This window comes from Rhodococcus sp. NPDC055112, from assembly GCF_053607505.1.
In genome coordinates, this window is record NZ_JBSGTR010000002.1 from 198,463 (window position 1) to 220,504 (window position 22,042).

The window sequence follows — 22,042 nt, forward strand, 5'->3', positions numbered from 1 at the left end:
GCGCCGATCAGTTCGAGGCTATCGGCCGGGAACCCAACAGTGCGGTTCCGACACGCACGCAGGTGGAACCGTACCGTACGGCGACCTCCAGGTCGCCGGTCATCCCAGCCGACAATGCCGTCGCCGCAGGATGGCTGCGTAGCAGGTCCGTGTGCGCGGCCTGCAGCGCCGCGAACGACTGCTCCGGATCGGCCCCCAACGGAGGAACCGCCATCAGCCCCGAAAGCTCAAGCCCGGCCGCCGATTCGGCGCGGTCGGCGAGCTCGGGCAGCTCGTCGAGCGGAACGCCGCCTCGGAGCGGGTCACCGTCCAGACTGACCTGGAGCAGCACCCGCAGCGGCTGGTCCCTGCCGCCCTCCCCCAACGCGACGGTCGCGGCCTTCGCGAGGGCGTCGACCAGCCTCGGGCTGTCCACGGAGTGAATTGCGTACGCCCACTGTGCGATAGAGCGGGCCTTGTTCCGCTGCACGCTGCCGATCATGTGCCACCGGACACCGCCGATGCCTGCCGCGTCGAGCTCACCGAGCTCGGCGACCTTGGACGAGGCCTCCTGCTCGCGCGACTCACCGAACTCGCGACAGCCGAGCCCGTACAGGATCGCCACATCGGAGGCCGGGAAGAACTTGGTCACCGGCAGCAGCTGGACGTCGTCCGGGTTGCGGCCCACATCCAGGCAGGCCCGCGTCAGCCGCTCGCCGACCGTGGTCAGTGCGGCCTCGATCCCGGCTGCGCGCGGCGACGGTGCGTCATTCACCGGGCGTCGACTCCATCCAGATCACACCCGCCAGCCGGCCGGTCGGCGCGCCCCGACGATGGCTGAACAGAGCGCGGTCCTCGATCGTGCAGCGCGGATCCTCGGCAACCCCGGACACGCCCGCCTGCAGCAACTGGCGGCGCAGTCCCGCCCGCAGGTCGATCCCCGGGGTGCCCCGCACCGTCGTGGTCGCGCTGCCCGGCAGGTGCTTCTCGACGTCCGCGCGCATCGCCGCGGGCACCTCGTACTGACGGCCGCTCGCGGCGGGTCCGAGGAAGGCGCCGATCCGTTCGACCGCCGCACCCTTCGCCACCATCGCGTCCAGCACCCGCGGCACGATCCCGATTCGGGCGCCGACCCGGCCCGCATGCACCGCGGCGATCACCCCGGCCTTGTCGTCGGAGAGCAGCAGCGGCACGCAGTCCGCGGACAGGGTCACCAATGCCAGGTCGGGCACGTCCGTGACCAGCGCGTCGGTCGCCTCGACGACACCCTCGACGGGCCCGTCCACCACGGTGACGTTCCGACTGTGGATCTGCTCCATCCAGACCAACCGCTCGAACGGCAATCCGATACCGTCCGCGAGCCTGCGACGATTCGCCGCCACCGCGGCCGGGTCGTCGCCGACGTGATCGCCGAGATTGAAGGAGTCGTACGGGGGCGCCGAGACGCCCCCGGTTCGAGAGGTGACTACCCGACGAACCCGGAAGCCGCCCGTCACCGACGCATGAAGTCGGGCACGTCCACGTCGTCGACGTCGTCATCGGTGACGGGCACGGCACGACTCGGGGCGCTCACGGCGACCGGCGGCAGACCGGAACCGGTGTTCTCACGACCGTCGCGACGCTCGCGCCCGTCGCGTGCATTCGGTGCGGGAGTGGGATCGGGAGCCTGGTGCTGCGGCGGCCGACCGATTTCGCCGGCGCGGCCGGCTCCGATCGCGCCGTTGCCTGCCGTCCCCGTCGCGGCGGCGGCAGGCTCGACCGGGCGACGCGTCGGCGTGCCACCGTCGAAGCCGGCAGCGATGACCGTCACCCGGACCTCGTCGCCGAGCGAATCGTCGATGACCGTGCCGAAGATGATGTTCGCGTCGATGTGGGCGGCTTCCTGCACCAGCGAGGCCGCCTCGTTGATCTCGAAGAGACCCAGGTCGGAGCCGCCCGCGATGGACAGCAGCACGCCGCGCGCACCCTCCATCGAGGCCTCGAGCAGCGGCGAGTTGATCGCCGACTCGGCGGCCTTGATCGCCCGGCCCTCGCCGCGCGAGGATCCGATGCCCATCAGTGCGCTGCCAGCTCCGGACATGACGCCCTTGACGTCCGCGAAGTCCACGTTGATCAGGCCGGGGGTGGTGATCAGGTCGGTGATGCCCTGGACACCGTTGAGGAGGACCTCGTCGGCGCTGCGGAACGCGTCCATCAGGCTCACGGCGGCGTCGCCGAGCTGGAGCAGCCGGTCGTTGGGGATCACGATCAGCGTGTCGCAGGACTCACGCAGGGCCTGGATCCCGTTGTCCGCCTGGCCACCACGCCGCTTGCCCTCGAAGGAGAACGGCCGGGTGACCACGCCGACGGTCAGCGCGCCCAGCTTGCGGGCGATGCTCGCCACCACCGGTGCGCCACCGGTACCGGTGCCACCGCCCTCGCCTGCGGTCACGAACACCATGTCCGCGCCCTTGAGGACCTCTTCGATCTCGTCCTTGTGATCCTCGGCGGCCTTGCGGCCCACCTCGGGGTCGGCGCCTGCGCCGAGACCGCGGGTGAGTTCTCGGCCGACATCCAACTTGACGTCGGCGTCGCTCATCAGCAGCGCCTGCGCGTCGGTGTTGACGGCGATGAACTCGACTCCCTTGAGTCCCTGCTCGATCATGCGGTTGACCGCATTTACGCCGCCGCCGCCGATGCCGACGACCTTGATAACGGCGAGGTAGTTGTGCGGGGGCGTCATGGGCTCTCGCCTTCCGTGTGTGTGAACGCGCTCGGGGTGATGCTCGAACTACTGAAATTGCGTCTTGCTGATGGGGCAATGTTGCTGGTGATGCGGTACTTCTCGGATAAACCCTCAACCTCAACCATAGGCTTAGGGTTATGTCAAGTAGCTGACTGAAACGAAACGCTATGCACGACAGGTCCGATCCGCCAGCAGGCGCGCCGACGGGCGACACGATTTGTCAATCGCGCTCATTTGACGGTGACCAGATCGGGACTCGAGATGTCGTACACCTTGCCCGGCTGACCGAGCAACGGCAGCGCGATGGCGGACTTGCGTTCGGTGTTCTCGACGCTCCCCCACACCAGCTGCCGCCCGTCGAGCAGGGTGACCCGGATATCGGAGATGGAGCCGGCGGCGATCTCCCCGACCTGGCCCCGCAGCGGCGGCGGCATCGAGGTGAGCACCTTGAGCGCATCGACCGTCACCGGGTCCTCCAGACCGGGCCGCTCGACCTTCAGGCGCGGCACCCCCGGCGGCGGCGGTTCGATCGCGTAGGCGACCGCGCCCGCGTCCATCAGGTGGGTGCCCTCTGGGGTGTCGTAGAAGACGGCGGGCGCCCGCTCGACGACCGTGACCCGCACCGTGGACGGATACCGGCGTTCGACCCGCGCACGATCGACCTTGGGAATCGCCGCCACCCTCCTGGCGGCCGCGTCGACGTCGACCTGCAGCAGCGGCTTCCCGGTCGGGATGGCAAGGGTCGTCAGCACCTCGTCGCTGGGAACGCCGACGTTGCCGACCACCGATACCTTGCGCACCGAGAGCATCGGGGTGAACCAGGCCGCCGCGACGAACCCGACCAGCGCGATCACCGACAGCGCGATGATCAACGGCCGCTTCCGATTGCGCGGACGGCTGCCCCGACGAGACTTTCTGGCGGCTCGCTTGCTCTCCTGGCGGTCTCGCTTGCTCCCCTTGCGCTCGGGGCGTGCGGGGCGACCCTCGGTCCCAACGGGGCCCGCGGCGCGATCCTCGCCTCCGGCAGCGGGGCGCGCGGCGCGACCCGGGCTGTCCGTCGTCACCGCGGTCGGCCCGCGGCGGGTGTGGCCCCGAGGGCGCCGAGGATCTCCTTGCCGAGCATCGTCACATCGCCCGCACCCATGGTGATCACGATGTCGCCTGACCGCGCGAGGGCGGCGATCTGGCGGGGGGCGAGCGAGAGATCCGGCTGGTAGTGCACCGGCTTGGTGACCGCCTGCGCGACAAGCGCGCCGCTGACCCCTGGCAGGGGCTCCTCCCGCGCGCCGTACACGTCGAGCACCACCACCTCGTCCGCGAGGTCGAGCGCCGCACCGAACTCCTCGGCGAACGCCAGCGTTCGCGAGTACAGGTGCGGCTGGAAGACCACGATCACCCGCCCGTTCGCCGATTCCGTTCCCGGCCGGACCAATTCGCGGGCCGCCCCGAGCACGACGCGGACCTCGGTGGGGTGATGGGCGTAGTCGTCGAACACCCGCACGCCATTCTCGCGGCCGGTGGACTGGAACCGCCGATGCACGCCGCCGAACCCGGCGATGCCCTCGATGACCTCCTCGACCGTCGCACCCACCTCGCGGGCCGCGAGGATCGCGCCCATCGCGTTGAGCGCCATGTGCCTGCCCGGCACCGCCAATCGAAGTGTGCGCACGCCTTTTTCGCCGGAGAGTTCGAACTCTGCGACGCCACCGGTGTCGCGGGCCTGCCAGCTCAGTAGGCGGGCGCCGAGCTCGATACCCTCCACCGAGACGTCACCGCTGCCATAGCCGAGGACCCGGATGCCGGGCAGCCCGCGTGCCACCACCCGCTGCGCCAGTGCGGCCGAGCCCGGGTCGTCGAGGCACACCACGAGCAGGCCCCCTGGGGCGATCCGCTCCGCGAAATCGTCGAAGACCTGGACGTAGGCCTCGGTGGTCCCGAAATAGTCGAGGTGATCGGCCTCGACATTCGTCACGATGACCACATCGGGGTCGTACTGCAGCAGCGAGCCGTCGCTCTCGTCGGCCTCCGCCACGAAGACGTCGCCGGTTCCGTGATGGGCGTTGGTACCCGCCTCGTTGAGCTCGCCGCCGACCGCGAACGACGGGTCGACGCCGCAGTGCTGAAGGGAGACGACCAGCATGGAGGTGGTGGAGGTCTTGCCGTGCGTGCCTGCGACCAGCAACGTGCGCTGGCCGTGCATCAGGGAGGCGAGCACGGCGGGGCGCAGCAGCACCGGGATGCCGCGTTCGCGCGCCGCCACCAGCTCCGGGTTGTCCTTCGGAATGGCCGCGTGCGTGGTCACCACGACCGTCGGGCCGCCGGGCAGCAGGTCGAGCGCGCCCGCGTCGTGCCCGATCCGGACCTGGGCGCCGCGAGCCCGCAGCGCGAGCACTCCGCGGCTCTCCTTGGCATCCGAGCCGGACACCTGACCGCCCCTGGCCAGCAGGATCCGGGCGATGCCCGACATGCCTGCGCCACCGATGCCGACCATGTGGACTCGTTGCAACTCGGGGGGCAACTGCGCCCCGCGCACCTCGGTCATCGACCGCCCTCCGACCTCTCCGACTGCTTGGACACCCCGAGTCCCTTCGCCACGTCGAGCACGATCCGGGCCACCGCATCCGCCGCATCCCGGTGCCCGGCATCGGCGGCGGACCTGCCCATCTCGCTCAGCCGGGCGGCATCACCCAGCAACGGCACCACCGTATCCGCCACGAACTGCGGCGTGAGGTCGGCGTCGGCGACGATCATGCCACCGCCCGCCCGCACCAGCGGCTTGGCGTTGAGCTCCTGCTCGCCGTTGCCGTGCGGCAGCGGCACGTAGACCGCGGGCATCCCGACCGCGGAGACCTCCGCGACGGTCATGGCCCCCGAGCGGCAGATCGCGGCGTCGGCGGCCGCGTACGCCAGATCCATCCGGGACAGATACGGCACCGCCACGTACGGCGCGGCCGGATTCAGCTGGTCCACCTCGAGCGTGTTCTTCGGGCCGTGCGCGTGCAGCACCGAGATCCCGGCCGTGGCCAGCGCCTCGGCGGCACCGGAGACGGCCTCGTTCAGCGAGCGCGCGCCCTGGGACCCACCGAACACCAGCAGCACCGGGCCGTCCGCGGGCAGACCGAAATGCGCCCGGGCCTCGGCACGCAGCGCGGCGCGGTCGAGCCCGGTGATCGAGGCGCGGACGGGGATCCCCACGACCTCTGCGTCCGAGGCGCCTCGTGCGGCGACGCCCGAGCCCGGTACGGCGGCGAGCACGCGGGCCGCGACCCTGGCGCCGATCTTGTTCGCGATACCGGCGCTGGCGTTGGCCTCGTGCACGACGACGGGGACGCGTCGCCTGCGACGGGTGAGCCCCTTGCCTGCCGCCAGGTACGCGGGCAGGGCGACGTAGCCACCGAACCCGACGACCACGTCGGCCTTCGTCTCCTCGAGCACCTCGCGGGTGCGCCGCACCGAGCGGACGACCCGGCCCGGCAGCCGCAGCAGGTCCTTGGACGGCTTGCGCGGCAGCGGCACCGGCGGGATCAGTTCGAGGCGGTAGCCACGCTCGGGAACGAGGGTCGTCTCGAGCCCACGCTCGGTGCCGAGCGCGGTGACCGTCACGGAGGGGTCGAGCCTGCGCAGCGCGTCGGCCACCGCCATCGCGGGTTCGATGTGCCCGGCGGTACCCCCGCCCGCGACGACGACGGACGGACCTGTTGAGGCGCGCGACGCGACCGGGGAAGTCTCTGAAGTGCCGCTCACCTACGAAATCCTCGCTCTCCTGCGCGGCCGTTCGACCGTCGTGTCCGCTCGTCTGATGCTAGTGCCCGTCCGCGTCGCGGATCCGCGCGCCGCGGGTCGGGGGCAGGCCTGCCCGCCACCGCCCTCCTGCGCGGCGGCGGGGCGGCAGCCCGCTGCTGGGCGGCGGCCCGCTGCTGGGCCGCGCGCTTCTGGGCCGCCTTCGCCGCTGCCGCCTTGCGTGCGGCCTCCGCCCTTGCGGGCGAGTACTGCTCCGGCATGGGCAGCCGCAGCATCCTGCCGAACCGTCCGACCTGCCCGGCGTGCAGGGCGGCCACCGCCTCCGGCTCGTGCCTTGCGGCGTTGGCGATGACGCCGAACATGAACAGGGTGATCGCGATCGAGCTGCCGCCCGCGGAGACGAGCGGCAACTGCAGCCCGGTGACCGGGAGCATGCCGATCACGTAGCCGATGTTGATCAGCGCCTGGGCCAGGATCCAGGTGGTCGCGGTCGCGGTGAGCAGGCGCAGGAACGGATCGATCGAACGCATCGCGATCCGGAGCCCCGCGTAGACGAACAGCGCGAACAGCCCGATCACCAGCATGCAGCCGAGAAAGCCCAGTTCCTCGCCGATGATCGCGAAGATGAAGTCGTTGTGCGAGTTGGGCAGGTAGCTCCACTTGGCCCGACTCTGTCCGAGCCCGCGACCGAACAGGCCGCCGTCGGCGAGGGAGAATTTGGCTTGTCTGCCCTGATAACCGATGCCCTGCGGGTCGACGCCGGGGTTCAGGTAGGCCTTGACGCGGTCGGATCGATAGCCGGCGGTCAGCGCCAGCACCATCGCGGCCGCGGCGCCCGCCGCGACGATGCCGAGGAACAGGCGCAGGGGCAATCCCGCGAACCAGAGCAGCGACGCCAGGATGATGCCGAACGCGATGGTCGTCGACAGGTTCGGCTGCAGCACGATGAGCACGCAGACCAGGAGCGCCGCGGGCACCAGCGGCACCACCATCTCCTTGACGGAGGCGTTCTGCCTGCGGGAGGCCAGCAGATGCGCGCCCCAGACCACCAGGGTCACCTTCGCCAGCTCGGACGGCTGGAAGGACAACCCGCCGAACTCGAACCAGCGCCGGGCGCCACCGGACTCCTTGCCGATGCCGGGGATCAGCACGAGGGCCAACAGCACCACCGACACGGCGAACGCAGGCAACGCCAGCGTTCGCATCAAGCGGACCGGCAGCAGCAGCGCCACGTAGAACAGCACGGCGCCGAGCGCGACGAAGATGAGCTGCGTGGTGAAGATGCCGTAGGCGGAGCCGGTGTCGGCGTATGCCTCCACGCTCGAGGACGACAGCACCATCACGAGCCCGAGCACGGTGAGCAGGCCGGTGATCGTGACGATCAGGTGGAAGGAGGCCAGCGGGCGCGCCAGCCAGGCGCCGAAGCGGGTGCGGGGTCCCGCGGCCTGCTTCATCGCGACCGACCCGCCACTTCCGCCACGGCCTGCGCGAAGCTCCTGCCGCGGTGCCCGTAGTCGGTGAACATGTCCAGCGATGCCGCCGCGGGCGCCAGCAGCACCGTATCCCCCGGCCGTGCCATCGACGCGGCGGTGCGGACGGCGCGCGCCATCACGGCATCGGGCGATTCCGGGCTCGGCGCAGAACTCACCCCTGCATCGTCTCCCGCATCCACCCGCACGACCGGCACCTGGGGTGCGTGTCGCGCGAGTGCCTGTGCGATCTGCATCGCATCGCGGCCGAGCAGGACGGCGCCGACGAGCCGATCGGCCACCTCGGTGACGAGTTCGTCGACGCTGGCGCCCTTGAGCAGTCCGCCCGCGACCCACACCACCCGTGGGTGTGCGAGCAGCGACGAGCGTGCGGCGTGCGGGTTCGTCGCCTTCGAGTCGTCGATGTACGTGATGCCGTCCGCCTCGGCGACGAGCGCCGCGCGGTGCGGGCCCACCTGGTAGCTGCGCAGACCCTCCCGGACCGCGGTCGCGCCGACGCCGATCGACCTGGCCAACGCCGCCGCGGCCAGCGCGTCCATCTGACCAGCTGGTCCCGGCGGGGTGATCTCGTCGACCAGCGCGAGGGTCTCGTCGTCCGCGAAGGCACGGTCGACGAGACGATCGCCGTCGACGCCGAGCTCGCCTGGCGCGGGTACACCCAGCCGGAACCCGGTGGTCCGCCCTGCGCTGGACACCCGCGACAGTCCGGCCGTGACCGGGTCGTCGAGACCGAGCACCGCGACCTCCCCGGTCAACACCTGTGCCTTCGCATCGATGTAGCCCTTCATGCCGCCGTGCCAGTCCAGGTGGTCCTCGGCGATGTTGAGGATCACCCCGGCCGCCGGGCGCACCGACGGCGCCCAGTGCAGCTGGAACGAGGAGAGCTCGACGGCCAGCACCTCGTTGCGGGGGCTGTCGACCCGGAGGGCGTCGACGATGGGCAGGCCGATGTTCCCGCAGGCGACCGTCGCGATCCCGGCGGCCCGCAGGATCGACTCCAGCATCGAGGTGGTGGTCGTCTTGCCGTTGGTGCCGGTCACCACCAGCCAACGCCTGGTGGGTCCGTAGACCTGCGCCTGGTCGAGCCGCCAGGTGAACTCCACATCGCCCCAGATCGCGACCCCGGCGCCCGCTGCCGCGGACAGCACCGGCGCGTCGGGGCGCCAGCCGGGGCTCGTGACGACGAGCGCGAACCCGCCGATCTCGGCCGCTGCCTGTTCCGGCGCCACGACCTCGACCCCGGTCGCGGCGGCCAGGGCGTCGAGCGAGGCCTGGTTGCCGTCGGTGACCGTGACGTCGGCGCCCAGCTCACGGAGCGGTTCGATCAGGGCCCGGCCGGAGATCCCGGATCCCGCGACCAGGACCCGGCTGCCGCGCAGGCGTGCGAACTCGGGCGGGAGAACGGCGGAAGCGCCTTGGAGTGACAAGCTCAGCCCCCGATGTCGGCGAGGTACTCGCTGTAGAACAGCGCGAGTCCGATGGCCGAGGCGATCGCGGCGAGCAACCAGAATCTGATGATCACCGTGGTTTCCGCCCACCCGGCCAGCTCGAAGTGATGATGGAACGGTGCCATCCGGAACACCCGCCGCCTGCTCGATCGAAACACCGCGACCTGCACGACCACCGAGGCCGCCTCGGCGACGAACAGCGCGCCCACGACCACCATCAGCAGTTCGGTGCGGGTGACGATGGACAGCCCGGCGAGCAGGCCACCGAGGGCGAGCGAGCCGGTGTCGCCCATGAAGATCTTCGCGGGCGCGGCGTTCCACCACAGGAAGCCGATGCACGCGCCCGCCGCCGCGGCACAGATCAGCGCCAGGTCCAGCGGGTCGCGGACGTCGTAGCAGCCCGTGACGGGATCGCGCTCGCACGAGTTGCGGTACTGCCAGAAGGTGATGATCGTGTACGCGCCGAGCACCAGGGTCATCGAGCCGGCCGCGAGGCCGTCGAGACCGTCGGTCAGGTTCACGGCGTTCGACCAGGCGCTGACCAGCAGGTAGCAGAACAGGATGAACACAACCGAGCCCATGGACACCGTTGCGATGTCCCGGACGTAGGACAGGTTGGTGCTGCCCGGCGTCAGGCCCGTCGCACCGGGGAACTGCAGCGCCAGGATTCCGAACAGCACCGCCGCGATCAGCTGGCCGACCAGCTTCGCGGTCTTGTTGAGCCCGAGGTTGCGCTGCTTGCGGATCTTGATGAAGTCGTCGAGGAAGCCGACGCCACCGAGCATGGTCGTCAATCCGAGCACCAGCAGAGCGGAGGCGCTCGGGCCGTCCGCGTCGTAGCCGATCCCGATCAGGTGCGAGCCCCAGTAACCGGCCCACAGGCCTGCGATGATCGCGACACCGCCCATGGTGGGGGTGCCGCGCTTGGACTGATGGCTGGCCGGACCCTCGACCCGGATCTCCTGACCGAAGCCCTGGCGCGAAAACGCCTTGATCAGGACGGGGGTGAGCAGGATCGCCACGGCGAGCGCGATCCCTCCCGCGAAGAGGATCTGTCTCACTGGTCTTCCTCCGTGTTAGTCCGCTGCTCGCCCTGCTGATCGGCACGCGGGCCCTCCAGCAGTGTGTCCGCCACCGCCCACAATCCGACCGACTGCGAGGCCTTGACCAGGACGATGTCATCGCCTGCCAGTTCCGCCTCGAGCACAGAGATCGCGGCCGCCTGGTCGGGAACCAGGATCGACTCGTCGCCCCAGGAACCCTCCATGACCGCGCCCTGATGCATCGCGCGGGACGGCCTGCCGGTGCCGACCACGATCAGCCGGCTGACGTCCAGTCGTACGGCCAGCCGCCCGATCGCGTCGTGCTCGATCACTGATTCTGGACCGAGCTCGGCCATTTCCCCGAGCACCGCCCAAGTACGGCGCGGCGTGCCCTCGCCCGAACGTCCCATCGACACCAGGGCCTTGAGCGCCGCGCGCATCGAATCGGGGTTGGCGTTGTACGAATCGTTGATCACCGTGACGCCGTCGGCTCGATGCCGCACGTCCATCCTGCGCACCGACGCGGCCGTCGCGGCGCCGAGTGCGGCGGCGATCTGGGCGACGGTGGCGCCGCATTCCAGTGCCACCGCGGCCGCGGCCAGCGCGTTGCCGATCTGGTGCTCACCGTGCACGCCGAGCTGGATCGGCACCGTCGCGACGTCGCCCTCGTGGGCGGAACCCGCCGGGTAGCGGCACTCCAGCGTGAAGGCGGGACGGGCCTCGGCATCGAGTCGCACGTCCACGGCCCGCACGTCCGCACGCTCGGACTGCCCGACCAGCACCACCCTCGCCCCGGTTCGGTCCGCCATCGCCACGACGAGCGGGTCGTCGGCGTTGAGCACCGCGACCCCGCCGTCCTCCGCCGAGGGCAGCGCCTCGGCGAGCTCGCCCTTGGCCTGCGCGATCGCATCCCGGGAGCCGAACTCGCCGAGGTGTGCGGTGCCGACGTTGAGAATGACGCCGATCCGCGGTGGGACCGCCTCGGCCAGAGCCGCCACATGTCCGGTGCCCCGCGCGGAGAGCTCGAGGACCAGGAAGTCGGTGTCCGCATCGGCGCGGAGCGCCGTCCAGGGATGGCCGAGCTCGTTGTTGAACGATCCGGGCGGTGCGACCACCGACCCGAGCGGGGTGAGCACCGCCGCCAGCAGGTCCTTGGTCGAGGTCTTGCCCGACGACCCGGTGACCCCGACAACCGTCAGGCCTCGCGCCGCCAGGTCATCGGTGCTCGCCCTGGCCAGGGCGGCCAGTGCCTCGAGCACCGCTGCCCCGGAGCCGTCGGTGTCGTGTTCGAGGGCCATCGCGTTGGTCTGCGCGGGCGGCAACGGGGCCACCACGATCGCGGGGACGCCGACCGGGCGGGCGGCGAGCACCGCCACGGCCCCCGAGGCGACGGCCGCGGCCGCGTGGTCGTGCCCGTCGACGCGGGCGCCGGGCAGCGCGAGGAACAGGCCTCCCGCGGTGACCTTGCGGGAGTCGAACTCGACCGTGCCGGTCACCATGGTGTCGGGATCGGGCACGTCGTGCAGGGTGCCGCCGACGATCTCGGCGATCCGGGCCAGGCTCATCGGGATCATCGGACCTGCCCTCCGTCGCTACGGCCGACCGCGTCTATCGCAGCGGCGAGGACCTCGCGGTCGTCGAATGGGTGCTTCACCCCGTTGATCTCCTGTCCGATCTCGTGTCCCTTGCCCGCGACGAGAACCACGTCCCCCGGCTCGGCCCAGCGGACGGCGTCGGCGATGGCCTCCGCACGGTCCGCGAACTCGCGGACTTCCGCGCGCGCCGCGTCGGGCACGCCGAGCGCGCCCTCGCGGACCGCCGTGCGGATCGCTGCCGGGTCCTCGGTTCGCGGGTTGTCATCTGTGATGATCACCAGGTCTGCCCCCCTGGCGCTCACCTCTCCCATCATCGGCCTCTTGCCCTGGTCGCGGTCGCCGCCCGCGCCGACCACCACGGCCAGCCGGCCTGCCGACTGCCCGCGCAGTGTCGCGATGACCGCCTCGAGCGCGGCCGGCTTGTGCGCGTAGTCGACGACCGCCAGGAAATCCTGTCCGCGGTCGACCCGCTGCACCCGCCCCGGCACGTCCACCGACCCGATGCCGGCGGCGGCCCGCTCCGGGTCGACGCCCGCCGCGGCCAGTGTCGCCAGGGCCAGCAACGCGTTTGCCACGTTGTAGTGGCCGGGCAGACGCAGCGCGACCGGCAGCGACCCGGTCGGTCCGTGCGCGACGAACCGCTGCGAACCGTCGTCGGCCGCGACGACCTCGGAGGCGGTCCAGTCCGCTCCTCCGGTCGTAGAGACCGTCGTCGGTGGCGCCTCGGCCGCGGTGGATTCTGGCGGCACCGCCGCCGCGACCTCCGCCATCCGGCTACCCCACTCGTCGTCGACGCACACCACGGCGCGGCGGGCGCGAACGGTGGAATCCCTGGCGAACAGCCTGGCCTTGGCCGCGAAGTAGTCGTCGAGTCCGTCGTGGAAGTCCAGGTGATCCTGGGAGAGGTTGGTGAACGCGCCGATCGCGAAATCGGTTCCGTCCACCCGGCCGAGCGAGAGCGCGTGGCTCGAGACCTCCATCACAACGGTGTCGAGCCCACGCTCGAGCATCACCGCGAAGAGCGCGTGCAACTGCGGCGCCTCGGGGGTGGTGAGCGCGCTCGGCACGCGGCGCCCCTCGATCCTGGTCTCGATGGTCCCGACCAGCCCGGCCCGGCGACCGGCCGCGGTCAGACCGGCCTCGATCAGGTACGCGGTGGTCGTCTTGCCCGAGGTGCCGGTGATCCCGATGACCTGCAACCGATCCGCGGGCCGCCCGTAGACGGTGGCCGAGACCTCACCGAGGACCGACCTCGGATCCGGGTGCACCAGCACCGGCAGCGCGGCCGCCGGGGCGAGCTCCGCCAGCGTGGCGAGGCCCGCGGGATCGGTCAGCACGGCGACGGCACCGCGTTCGAGGGCGGACGCGGCGAACTCGGCGCCGTGCGCACGGGCACCGGGCAGTGCGGCGAACAGGTCCCCCGGCTCGATGCTCTGGGCGCGTAGCTCGACCCCCGTCACGGAGACCGGGGCGTCGCCCGCGGCGTCAGCGGCGCCCGCGACCCACTCGACCCGGGCGCCGATCAGCTCGGCCAACGCGGTCACCGGCGTCTGCGGTGGGTGTTCGGGGCGCAGGTCGCCAGGCACGGAGCCTGCGGAGCCTGCCACCTCTCCCGTCGAGTGCTGCGGAGTGTTCGTCCCTTGCACGGGCAGGTGGCTCCTCTCGGGTTCGGATCGGTGGCTGGGCTGCTGGCCGACGTGTCAGGTTACCGGCGAACTGTCACAGACTGGACTCGGTCATCGACTGCGCTGTCGACAACGCGGTGTGGTCGGCCCCGCGGCCCGCTCGCCGACGGTCAGTCGGCCTGGAGCACCAATTGTCGTCCGGGATCGGCGGACAGCGGGACCCGGTCCCGCTGCAGCATCCAGGAGGCGATGCTGTGGAACAGCGGCGCGGCGGACTGGCCGCCCGAACCGTCGGCGCTGCGGACGGGGGCGTCGAGCATGATGCCGACCACAAAGCGTGGGTTGTCCGACGGAGCGATCCCCGCGAAGGTGATCCAGTAATTCGAGTTCGAGTAGCACTTGCACGCGGGATCCACCTGCTGCGCGGTGCCGGTCTTGCCGCTGATCTGGTAGCCGTCGACTGCTGCGGGCGCCCCGGTGCCCTGCTGGTATCCCATGGGATCACGCTGGGTGACCGCCCGGAACATGTCGCGCACCGTCGTCGCGGTCTGCGCGCTGACCACCTGGACACCCTCCGGGCGCTCGGTCTCGGACCGGTTCCCGTCCGCGTCGACCGTCGCGCGGACCACCCGCGGCGGGATCCGGACCCCGTCGTTCGCCATCGCCTGGTACATGCCGGTCATCTGTAGCAGCGTCATCGACAGGCCCTGGCCGATGGGCAGGTTGGCGAAGGTGCCGCCCGACCACTGGTCGCGGCTGGGGACGTCGCCCGCGCTCTCGCCCGGCAGACCGACGTCGGTGCGCTGACCGAGCCCGAAGCGGCTCAGCATGTCCGCGAAGCGGTCCTCCCCCACCCGCTGCGCGAGCATCAGCGTGCCAACGTTGGAGGACTTCCCGAAGACTCCGGTCGAGGTGTACGGCGCGACACCGTGCGACCAGGCGTCCTTCACCGACACGCCGGACATCTGGATCGAGCCCGGAACCTGAAGCACCTCATCGGGTTTGGTGAGCCCGTACTCGATCGCCGCCGCCGCGGTGACGATCTTGTTCACCGAACCGGGTTCGAACGGGGTGCTCACCGGCAGGTTGCCCAGCTCGGCCTTGCCGGTGTTGCCGACGCCAAGCGACGGGTTGAAGGTGTTGTCGTTCGACATCGCGAGAACCTCGCCGGTGTGCGCATCGAGAACCACCGCGGAGGCGTTCTTCGCGCCGGACAGGTTCTTGGCCTGCTGCACCTGCTGCTGCACGTAGTACTGGAGATCCGAGTCGATCGTGAGCTCGACGGTCGAGCCGTCCACCGCGGGCTGCTTGTCGCGCCAGCTGCCCGGGATGACGGCGCCGTCCGATCCCCGGTCGTAGGTCTGGGAACCGTCGGTGCCCGCAAGGGTGGAGTCGAGCGAATCCTCCAGCCCGAGCAGACCGTGACCGTCCCAACCGGTCGCCCCCACCAGGTTGGCGGCCAGTGAGCCACCGGGGTACTCACGGATGTCCTGGCGCTCGAGGCCGATCTCGGGGAAGTCCTCGCTGAGCTTCGCGGCCACGGCCGGGTCGACACTGCGGGCCAGGTAGACGAAGGTCTCGTTGCTCTTGAGCTGTGCGAGCAGGTCCTTCTTCGGCGCGGAGTCGCCGAGCTTGGCGTTGACGCCCTTGGCGATGGCCTCGAGCCGCTCGTCGACCTTCGGCGCCTTCTCACTCTTCGCGCGCGCGGCCTCGAGCTCCTTGCGCACCTTGGTCGGCTGGAAGGTCAGCGCCTTCGCCTCCATCGTGAAGGAGATGGGGTTGCCGCGGCGATCGGTGATCGAGCCCCTGGTCGCAGGGTCGATCACGGTGACCGAACGCTGATTCGCGGCCTCGGCCGAGAGCTTGGGCGCCTCGATGCCCTGGATCCAGAGCAGCTGTACCGAGGCGACCCCGAGCGCGATGAACATGGTGATCCGGCCCGTCCGGTACCGGAACCGGAACGAGGAGGTGTCGTCCTGGCGGGCACCGCGTCGAACCGGCGCACGACGCGGTGCGGGTGCGGGCGCGGTACCTCGCGTCACCCGCGACCGCCCGTGTTACCTGCCTGTCCGGTGTCCGGGGTGGGCCTGCTCATGGGTACCAATTGTTCACCCTGTGCCTGCAGCTGCGGCTGATTGGCCGCCAACGGCGCGCCGGGACGGGGCGCCGTCGTGGTCGGGGCCGCCGGCCGGGTGGTCGGCACCGGAGCAGCGGTGTTGCCGGTCCGAGGCGCAACGCTCTGAGCGGGCGACTGGGGGTTCAGCGGCGCCGCGGGAGCGCCCTGCGCCGGGGTCGGCTTGCCGACGATGTCCACCGACCCGTCCGGGTTCACGACGAGCCGAGCGACGTCCTTCGCGGGGATCATGCCGAGCTCGGTCGCCTTGCGGGCCAGCTCCGGCGCGGAGTTGCCCTCCCTGACATCGCGCTCGAGCGCGGAGCGCTGCTCCATCAGGTCCTGGTTGTGCGCCTTGGCCGCACTGAGCTCGTAGGAGTCCTCCGCGGCCCGGGTGGTCAGCACCAGGGTCAGCGCCAGTCCTACGGACAGCATCCCGATGATGGTGGCGACGAACGGGATTCGCGCCGTGAAGTGGCCGCGGCGCGACTCCTGGACCTCACCGGCCGGCTGGATCGCGGCGCGCTGCTGCCGACGCTCGTATGCGCGCTGCGCGGCGGTGGAACGCTTGCCCGCGGCAGCCGCGACGCGGCCGCGGCCCCTTGGCCTGACGACACCGGCATCAGTGGATCGAGAACCGCCCGGCCTCACGGGAACTGTCATGCCGTCACCCTCCTGGAAATCCGCTCGGCACTACGCAATCGGACCGGGGCCGACCGCGGGTTTTCCTCTATCTCCTGCTCGCTCGCCCGTTCCGCCCCACGGGTGAGCAATGCGAACTCCGCACCCATGCCCGGCAGCTCCATCGGGAGCCCCTCCGGACTGCGGGACTTGGTGCGGGGTGTCAGTTCCTGCTTGACGATTCGGTCCTCCAGCGACTGGTAGGACATGAAGACAACGCGGCCGCCGACCGCCAGTGCGTCGAGCGCGGCCGGAATCGCCGCGCGTAGCGAATCGAGCTCTCCGTTGACCTCAACCCGAAGGGCCTGGAAGGTCCGCTTCGCGGGGTGGCCGCCGGTGCGCCGCGTCGCCGCGGGAATCGAGGCGTACAGCACCTCGACCAACTGCGCGCTGGTGGTGAACGGCTCGATCTGCCTGCGGCGCAAGATCTCTGATGCGATCCGGCCGGCGAAGCGCTCCTCGCCGTACGTGCTGAGCACCCTGGCGAGATCGCCGTGGCTGTAGGTGTTGAGCACGTCGGCCGCGGTCAACCCCTTGGTGGGGTCCATCCGCATGTCGAGTGGCGCGTCCACCGAGTAGGCGAAGCCTCGCTCAGCCTCGTCCAGCTGCATCGACGAGACACCGAGGTCGAAGAGGATTGCGTGCACCGACTCCACCGGCGGCAGCCCCGCCTGCTCCAGCGCCGCGACGATTCCGTCATACCTGGTGTGCACCAGCGTGACTCGGTCACCGAACGGCGCCAGCCGCTTGCCTGCGATCTCGAGTGCGTTGGGATCGCGGTCGAGTCCGATCAGGTGCAGACCCGGGTAGGTCCGAAGGAAGTGCTCGGAGTGGCCGCCGAGGCCGAGTGTCGCGTCGATCATCACCGCGCCCGCGGCGTCCGGTGCAACCGCCGTCAGCGCCGGTCCGAGCAGTTCGTCCGCGCGACCGAGCAGGACCGGGACATGCCCGAACTCGCCGGTGGAGGCGGGGCCGTTTGCCTCATCGTCCACCATTGCTGCCTCCGGGTCTTGAGTGCTTCGGGAATTTCCGATCGCGAAGGGGGAAGAGTGGCGAATGCCTCGAGGTCCCTGTCCGATTGACCGAACCTGGCGCTGGGGAAGTGCGTCAGGGTCGGCGTTCGGGCAGAGGCCTCGCGGCACTCGCCGTACGGCTCTGGCTGGGCTAGAAGATCTCGCCCAGTGACTCGGCTCTGGCTTGTGAGTAGCTCTCTTCGTGCTCCTCGAGGTAGCTCTGCCACGCCTGCGCGTCCCAGATCTCGAGGAAATCGACCGATCCGATCACCACGCACTCCTTCGACAACCCCGCGTAACGGCGGTGGTCGACGGAGAGGGTGATCCGTCCCTGGGCGTCGGGATGCTGCTCGTCGGTGCCTGCCGCCAGGCCGCGCACAAAGGCGCGGGCCTCGGGGTTGCTGCGTGATGCTGCGGCGGCTCGGCGCGCGAGAGCGGCAAACTCTTCTCGGGGATACACCGCGAGGCTGTGGTCCTGCCCTTTCGTGACCATCAACCCTCCCGCCAGTGCATCTCGAAACTTCGCGGGCAACGTCAGTCGCCCCTTGTCGTCGAGCTTCGGCGTGTAGGTACCGAGAAACACTCGACACCTCCACCCTGCGTCCGATTCGAACGTCCTAGGCCCTCGCGGTCCGTCTGCACGTTCCGCTGCGCACCACGTTACCCCACTTTCCTCCACTTTCAATGCCAATTTAGGGTTCCGTGGCCGCAATCTGCATCAAAAGACCAGTTCACAGCGGTGGTGCGTTGTGGGGAAAAACTGTGCGATCTTCCCCACTGCCGGGGCGTCACGGCGAGGTGCGCCACCAAGCCACACTGAAATCCCAGGTCAGAGGGACGCGTCGAGACGCTCACATCGAGCCCAGACGGCCCGGGGAGGAATGTGGGGGAAGAGTGGGGGGGAATGTGGGGGGAAGGTGGGGATCCGAGGCGACACCACCGACACGACCAACACAAAAGCGGCGCGACACCTGGGGTGTCACGCCGCTCCGCTGTTGCCTGCCGCGCGGACTCTTGCCTCCGCGGCGGCGTTTTCGGCTACTCCTGTTCGAATCTCCGCTTGAAGCGGTCTTCCATGCGCGAGGAGAACCCCCCGCCACTGCCGCCCTTGCGGCCGTCAGCACGCTTGCCTGCGACCGGGCCCTTGGTGGGCCTGCCGGCCTCGTCAGGCACTGCCGAGAGGCCCTTCTTCGATCCCCGCATGAGGAACAGAACCCCGGCTCCAAACATCACTACGAAACCGAGCAGGCTGATGATCGGGAAACCGCCCGGCTTGAACGGGAGCGCGACGCCCGCGACCAAGAGGACGAGTCCGAGAAAGAAGAGCGCTCCGGCTTGAAGTCGACGCTTGCTCGAAGCCGCACGCATACGGCCTCCCCTCACGGAGGAAGCAAATTTCGGATCTTCGGCGTAAAGCGCGCTCTCGATCTGATCGAGCATCCGCTGCTCGTGCTCGGAGAGTGGCACGGTACCTCCCCCGGCACTAAAGGTGGCGACCGATCCGTTGGGACGAAGCGGCGGGTTTCCGACGATGGCGGCTACCTGTCGTCAATGATACGAGTACACGTGGCGGCGTACCACCTAGTCCATCGACGAGATGCCAACTTATTTCGCTCGCACCGCAGATCCCCTGCTAGGCAGACCTCCCCACCAACGTGTGCGGCGCACCATCGAGGTGATTGCCGCCACCGAGATGATCCTCCACCGCGGTGAGGAATCGAGAGACCTCGCGATGGAAATCATCGGCCTCGCCCAGCGTGATCGTGCGCGAGATGCCGGCCTCGATGGCCGCCCGGGTGGCCGAGTACCCGGCGAAGAACTCCGACCACCCCGCGAGTGACGGTTCGGCGCGCGCGAGCAGCACCCAGGCGCTACGCGAGCCGGTGCGTGGCCGTTGCCCACCCCCGAGCGCGGCCCCGGCACCGCGGAGCGCGGCGAGGTACGCGGAGCGGAACCGGTCGGACGCGTCCCGCGCCCCCGCCGCCTCGGCCAGCAGCGCGTCCGCGCGATCGAGCAGCGCCCGCGCGCGGCGCGACACCGGGGCCTCCACCCGCGACACCACGTGCCGTGCCGATGACGCCGGAGCCCCCACCCGGAGGGCCGCCGCTGCCTGAACTGCCTGACTTGCCATCTTCCGAACACCTCCTGCGCAACCACGCCCACCCGCCGCGACAACCGGTCAGGCCTTAGGGTCGGAATCCGGCGAAGCCCGCTTCCCTCGCGCTTCGCCGGATTGCCGACATCGAACATTCGTTCGACATATTCAATATAGCTGCCCCCACCGACACGTCGTCAAGAGAGAGGGTGAGTCCGGTCGGTATCAACACGACACCGCTGCTGGTCGAGCTGTCCGCGCAGGAACTACGGCACCGCATGGCCGAGGCTCTGGCCATCTACGTCGAGGCCATGGACTACCCGAAGGGGACCGAGTTCCACCGGGCCCCGATGTGGACCGAACACACCCATCGACCCGGCTGGCGCGCGGTCGCCGCGATCCTCCCCGGCGACGGCGACGATCCCACCTCGAACGAGGGCACCATGGTCGGCATCGCCTACGGCTACCGAGGCGCCCCGCACCAGTGGTGGCACCAACAGGTCCGCGAGGGGATGCACCGTTCCGGTGCCGACGAACGGCGGATCCATGAGGTCCTGCGCGACTACTTCGAGCTGACCGAACTCCATGTGGCGCGCGCCGCACAGGGACACCGCACCGGCGAGGCGATGCTCCGCAGGCTCCTCGAGAACCGACCGGAGAGTCACGTGCTGCTGTCCACCCCCGAGGTCGACGCCGAGGACAACCGCGCCTGGCGCCTCTATCGCAGGCTCGGATTCACCGATGTGGTGCGGCATTTCACCTTCACCGGGGACAACAGGCCGTTCGCGGTGTTGGGGCGACAGCTTCCACTCACCGCCGAAGGGACCGAGAGCGCGCACTCCCCCAGCCGATAGCCTGGACAGATGATCGACGCGGTGGTGGTGGGATCCGGACACAATGCGCTGGTGTCGGCGTGCTATCTCGCCCGGTCCGGCTGGTCGGTCGAGGTGCTCGAGCGCGACACCGTACTGGGCGGCGCGGTGTCCACCGTCGAACGGTTCCCCGGCCATCAGGTGGACCGCGGTTCGTCCGCGCACATCATGATCCGGCACACCGGCATCATCGAGGACCTCGACCTCGCCTCGCACGGGCTGCGCTATCTCGACTGCGACCCTTGGGCATTCGCGCCCGCACCGCCCGAGACCGGCCGGCCGGGCATCGTCTTCCACCGCAGTCTCGAACGGACCTGCGCCTCTATCGCCGAGTCCTGCGGAACCGCCGACGCGAGGGCATACCGAGAGTTCGTCGACACCTGGGGTCCGCGCACCGCGGGCGTGATGCGATCCTTCGCCGGGCCGCCGACCGGCGGGAGGCTGGCCCGCTCGTTCGGCACCCTGGATCGGGGCGCGGGCGCCGCGGCGTTCTCGCGAGAGTTCCTCGCATCCGGGGACAGCTTGCTGGACAACTACTTCGACGACGAGCCCCTCAAGGCGGCACTGGCCTGGTTCGGCGCGCAGTCGGGTCCGCCGATGTCCGAGCCGGGCACCGCCCCGATGGTCGGGTTCGCGGCGCTTATGCACACCCTGCCGCCGGGCCGGGCAGTCGGCGGCAGCGGCGCCCTCACCCGGGCACTGGCGTCGCGGCTGGCCGCGGACGGTGGATCGGTGCGACTGGGCGACGCCGTGACCGAGCTGCGTCGCACGCCGAAGGGCTGGACGGTACGCACCGCCGAGGGCCGGGAGGTCAACGCCAGGACCGTGGTGGCCGGCTGCCACATCCTGACCACCCTCGATCTGCTCGAGCGCGGCGGCCACGACCGGACGCAACTGGACGGGTGGCGCCGCCGGATCAGGGTCGGGCCGGGGATCGGCATGGTGGTCCGCCTCGGAACCGATTCGCTCCCCTCCTATCCCAGCGCCCCTGAGGGCGACACCGTCACCTCCGGGCTGCAGCTACTGGTCTCCGATCGCGCCCAGCTGAGGCTCGCGCACGGCGCGGCGCTGGCGGGCGAGCTCCCGCCCGTCCCCGCGGTCCTCGCCATGAGCTTCAGCGGGATCGACCCGAGCCTGACCCCCGCGGGCGAACACCAGGCGACGCTGTGGTCGCAGTGGCATCCCTATGCCCTCACCGGCGGACGCGACTGGGCGGACCTCGCCGAATCCGAGGGTGACCGGATCGTCGCCGAGATCGAGCGGCTGGCACCGGGATTCACGGACTCGGTGCGCCACCGGCTGGTACAGACCCCCGCGGACCTCGAGTCGGAGATGGGGTTGATCGGCGGCAACGTGATGCACGTCGAGATGGCGCTGGACCAGATGTTCATGTGGCGCCCCCTGCCGGAACTGTCGGGACACCGGGTGCCGGGCGCGAAGGGGCTGTACCTGACCGGCGCGTCCACCCACCCGGGCGGCGGAGTGTCCGGGTCGAGCGGGCGCAGCGCCGCGCGGATCGCGTTGTCCGACGCCCGGTTCGGAGGCTTGCGCCGGGCACTGCGCCGGTGAGCGGGCCGGGAGCAACCGGATCCGCCACGCCGCGCACCCCTACCGCCTGACAC

At 70.4% G+C, this 22,042-nt stretch carries 19 protein-coding genes; 2 read left to right on the forward strand and 17 right to left on the reverse strand.

What is annotated here, in order from left to right; translation table 11 throughout:
* Window positions 1–7: 7 nt before the first annotated feature.
* From ACWFRB_RS02505 to ACWFRB_RS02585, 17 genes are all read right to left on the reverse strand, one after another.
* The gene (locus ACWFRB_RS02505; RefSeq protein WP_452638568.1) at window positions 8–754 is read right to left on the reverse strand and encodes a YggS family pyridoxal phosphate-dependent enzyme; all 747 of its coding nucleotides are present in this window, start codon (window positions 752–754) and stop codon (window positions 8–10) included.
* Window positions 747–1,475 carry a peptidoglycan editing factor PgeF gene (gene pgeF / locus ACWFRB_RS02510; RefSeq protein WP_452638570.1) on the reverse strand — a complete coding sequence of 243 codons (729 nt, stop codon included), beginning with the start codon at window positions 1,473–1,475 and terminating at the stop codon, window positions 747–749. Before pgeF ends, ACWFRB_RS02505 begins: the two co-directional genes overlap by 8 nt.
* The gene (ftsZ, locus tag ACWFRB_RS02515; protein ID WP_452638572.1) at window positions 1,472–2,701 is read right to left on the reverse strand and encodes a cell division protein FtsZ; all 1,230 of its coding nucleotides are present in this window, start codon (window positions 2,699–2,701) and stop codon (window positions 1,472–1,474) included. Before ftsZ ends, pgeF begins: the two co-directional genes overlap by 4 nt.
* A 233-nt stretch (window positions 2,702–2,934) precedes the next feature.
* Window positions 2,935–3,573 carry a cell division protein FtsQ/DivIB gene (locus ACWFRB_RS02520; protein WP_452638637.1) on the reverse strand — a complete coding sequence of 213 codons (639 nt, stop codon included), beginning with the start codon at window positions 3,571–3,573 and terminating at the stop codon, window positions 2,935–2,937.
* 191 nt (window positions 3,574–3,764) lie between these two features.
* A complete protein-coding gene (murC, locus tag ACWFRB_RS02525) occupies window positions 3,765–5,246 on the reverse strand; it encodes a UDP-N-acetylmuramate--L-alanine ligase (RefSeq protein WP_452638573.1) in 1,482 nt (493 codons plus the stop codon).
* A complete protein-coding gene (gene murG, locus ACWFRB_RS02530) occupies window positions 5,243–6,448 on the reverse strand; it encodes an undecaprenyldiphospho-muramoylpentapeptide beta-N-acetylglucosaminyltransferase (RefSeq protein ID WP_452638575.1) in 1,206 nt (401 codons plus the stop codon). The genes murC and murG overlap by 4 nt, the downstream gene beginning before the upstream one ends.
* The gene (gene ftsW / locus ACWFRB_RS02535) at window positions 6,445–7,899 is read right to left on the reverse strand and encodes a putative lipid II flippase FtsW (RefSeq protein ID WP_452638577.1); all 1,455 of its coding nucleotides are present in this window, start codon (window positions 7,897–7,899) and stop codon (window positions 6,445–6,447) included. The genes murG and ftsW overlap by 4 nt, the downstream gene beginning before the upstream one ends.
* Window positions 7,896–9,362 (reverse strand): UDP-N-acetylmuramoyl-L-alanine--D-glutamate ligase, encoded by a 1,467-nt coding sequence (murD, locus tag ACWFRB_RS02540; protein ID WP_452638579.1) that lies wholly within the window; start codon window positions 9,360–9,362, stop codon window positions 7,896–7,898. The genes ftsW and murD overlap by 4 nt, the downstream gene beginning before the upstream one ends.
* A 2-nt stretch (window positions 9,363–9,364) precedes the next feature.
* Entirely contained in the window at window positions 9,365–10,444 is a 1,080-nt protein-coding gene (gene mraY / locus ACWFRB_RS02545; RefSeq protein WP_027502257.1) for a phospho-N-acetylmuramoyl-pentapeptide-transferase, read from the reverse strand.
* Window positions 10,441–12,000 carry a UDP-N-acetylmuramoyl-tripeptide--D-alanyl-D-alanine ligase gene (locus ACWFRB_RS02550; protein ID WP_452638581.1) on the reverse strand — a complete coding sequence of 520 codons (1,560 nt, stop codon included), beginning with the start codon at window positions 11,998–12,000 and terminating at the stop codon, window positions 10,441–10,443. Before ACWFRB_RS02550 ends, mraY begins: the two co-directional genes overlap by 4 nt.
* On the reverse strand, window positions 11,997–13,667 hold the full coding sequence (locus ACWFRB_RS02555) for a UDP-N-acetylmuramoyl-L-alanyl-D-glutamate--2,6-diaminopimelate ligase (RefSeq protein ID WP_452638583.1): 1,671 nt from the start codon (window positions 13,665–13,667) through the stop codon (window positions 11,997–11,999). The genes ACWFRB_RS02550 and ACWFRB_RS02555 overlap by 4 nt, the downstream gene beginning before the upstream one ends.
* Window positions 13,668–13,816: 149 nt before the next feature.
* Window positions 13,817–15,688, reverse strand: a complete 1,872-nt coding sequence (locus tag ACWFRB_RS02560) for a peptidoglycan D,D-transpeptidase FtsI family protein (RefSeq protein ID WP_452638585.1) — start codon at window positions 15,686–15,688, stop codon at window positions 13,817–13,819.
* Entirely contained in the window at window positions 15,685–16,422 is a 738-nt protein-coding gene (locus tag ACWFRB_RS02565) for a hypothetical protein (RefSeq protein ID WP_452638587.1), read from the reverse strand. The genes ACWFRB_RS02560 and ACWFRB_RS02565 overlap by 4 nt, the downstream gene beginning before the upstream one ends.
* Window positions 16,419–17,435 carry a 16S rRNA (cytosine(1402)-N(4))-methyltransferase RsmH gene (gene rsmH, locus ACWFRB_RS02570; protein ID WP_452638589.1) on the reverse strand — a complete coding sequence of 339 codons (1,017 nt, stop codon included), beginning with the start codon at window positions 17,433–17,435 and terminating at the stop codon, window positions 16,419–16,421. Before rsmH ends, ACWFRB_RS02565 begins: the two co-directional genes overlap by 4 nt.
* 169 nt (window positions 17,436–17,604) lie before the next feature.
* Window positions 17,605–18,036, reverse strand: a complete 432-nt coding sequence (gene mraZ / locus ACWFRB_RS02575) for a division/cell wall cluster transcriptional repressor MraZ (RefSeq protein WP_077041933.1) — start codon at window positions 18,034–18,036, stop codon at window positions 17,605–17,607.
* A 455-nt stretch (window positions 18,037–18,491) separates the two neighbouring features.
* The gene (locus tag ACWFRB_RS02580) at window positions 18,492–18,920 is read right to left on the reverse strand and encodes a DUF3040 domain-containing protein (protein WP_452638591.1); all 429 of its coding nucleotides are present in this window, start codon (window positions 18,918–18,920) and stop codon (window positions 18,492–18,494) included.
* 166 nt (window positions 18,921–19,086) lie between these two features.
* Window positions 19,087–19,584 (reverse strand): SAV_6107 family HEPN domain-containing protein, encoded by a 498-nt coding sequence (locus ACWFRB_RS02585; protein WP_452638593.1) that lies wholly within the window; start codon window positions 19,582–19,584, stop codon window positions 19,087–19,089.
* Window positions 19,585–19,757: 173 nt separating this feature from the next.
* On the opposite strand from ACWFRB_RS02585, the gene ACWFRB_RS02590 reads away from it, so the two are divergent.
* Together ACWFRB_RS02590 and ACWFRB_RS02595 are read left to right on the forward strand one after the other, a co-directional pair.
* Window positions 19,758–20,402, forward strand: a complete 645-nt coding sequence (locus ACWFRB_RS02590; protein WP_452638595.1) for a GNAT family N-acetyltransferase — start codon at window positions 19,758–19,760, stop codon at window positions 20,400–20,402.
* Between the two features lie 9 nt (window positions 20,403–20,411).
* Window positions 20,412–21,989 carry a phytoene desaturase family protein gene (locus ACWFRB_RS02595; protein WP_452638597.1) on the forward strand — a complete coding sequence of 526 codons (1,578 nt, stop codon included), beginning with the start codon at window positions 20,412–20,414 and terminating at the stop codon, window positions 21,987–21,989.
* Window positions 21,990–22,042 lie beyond the last annotated feature (53 nt).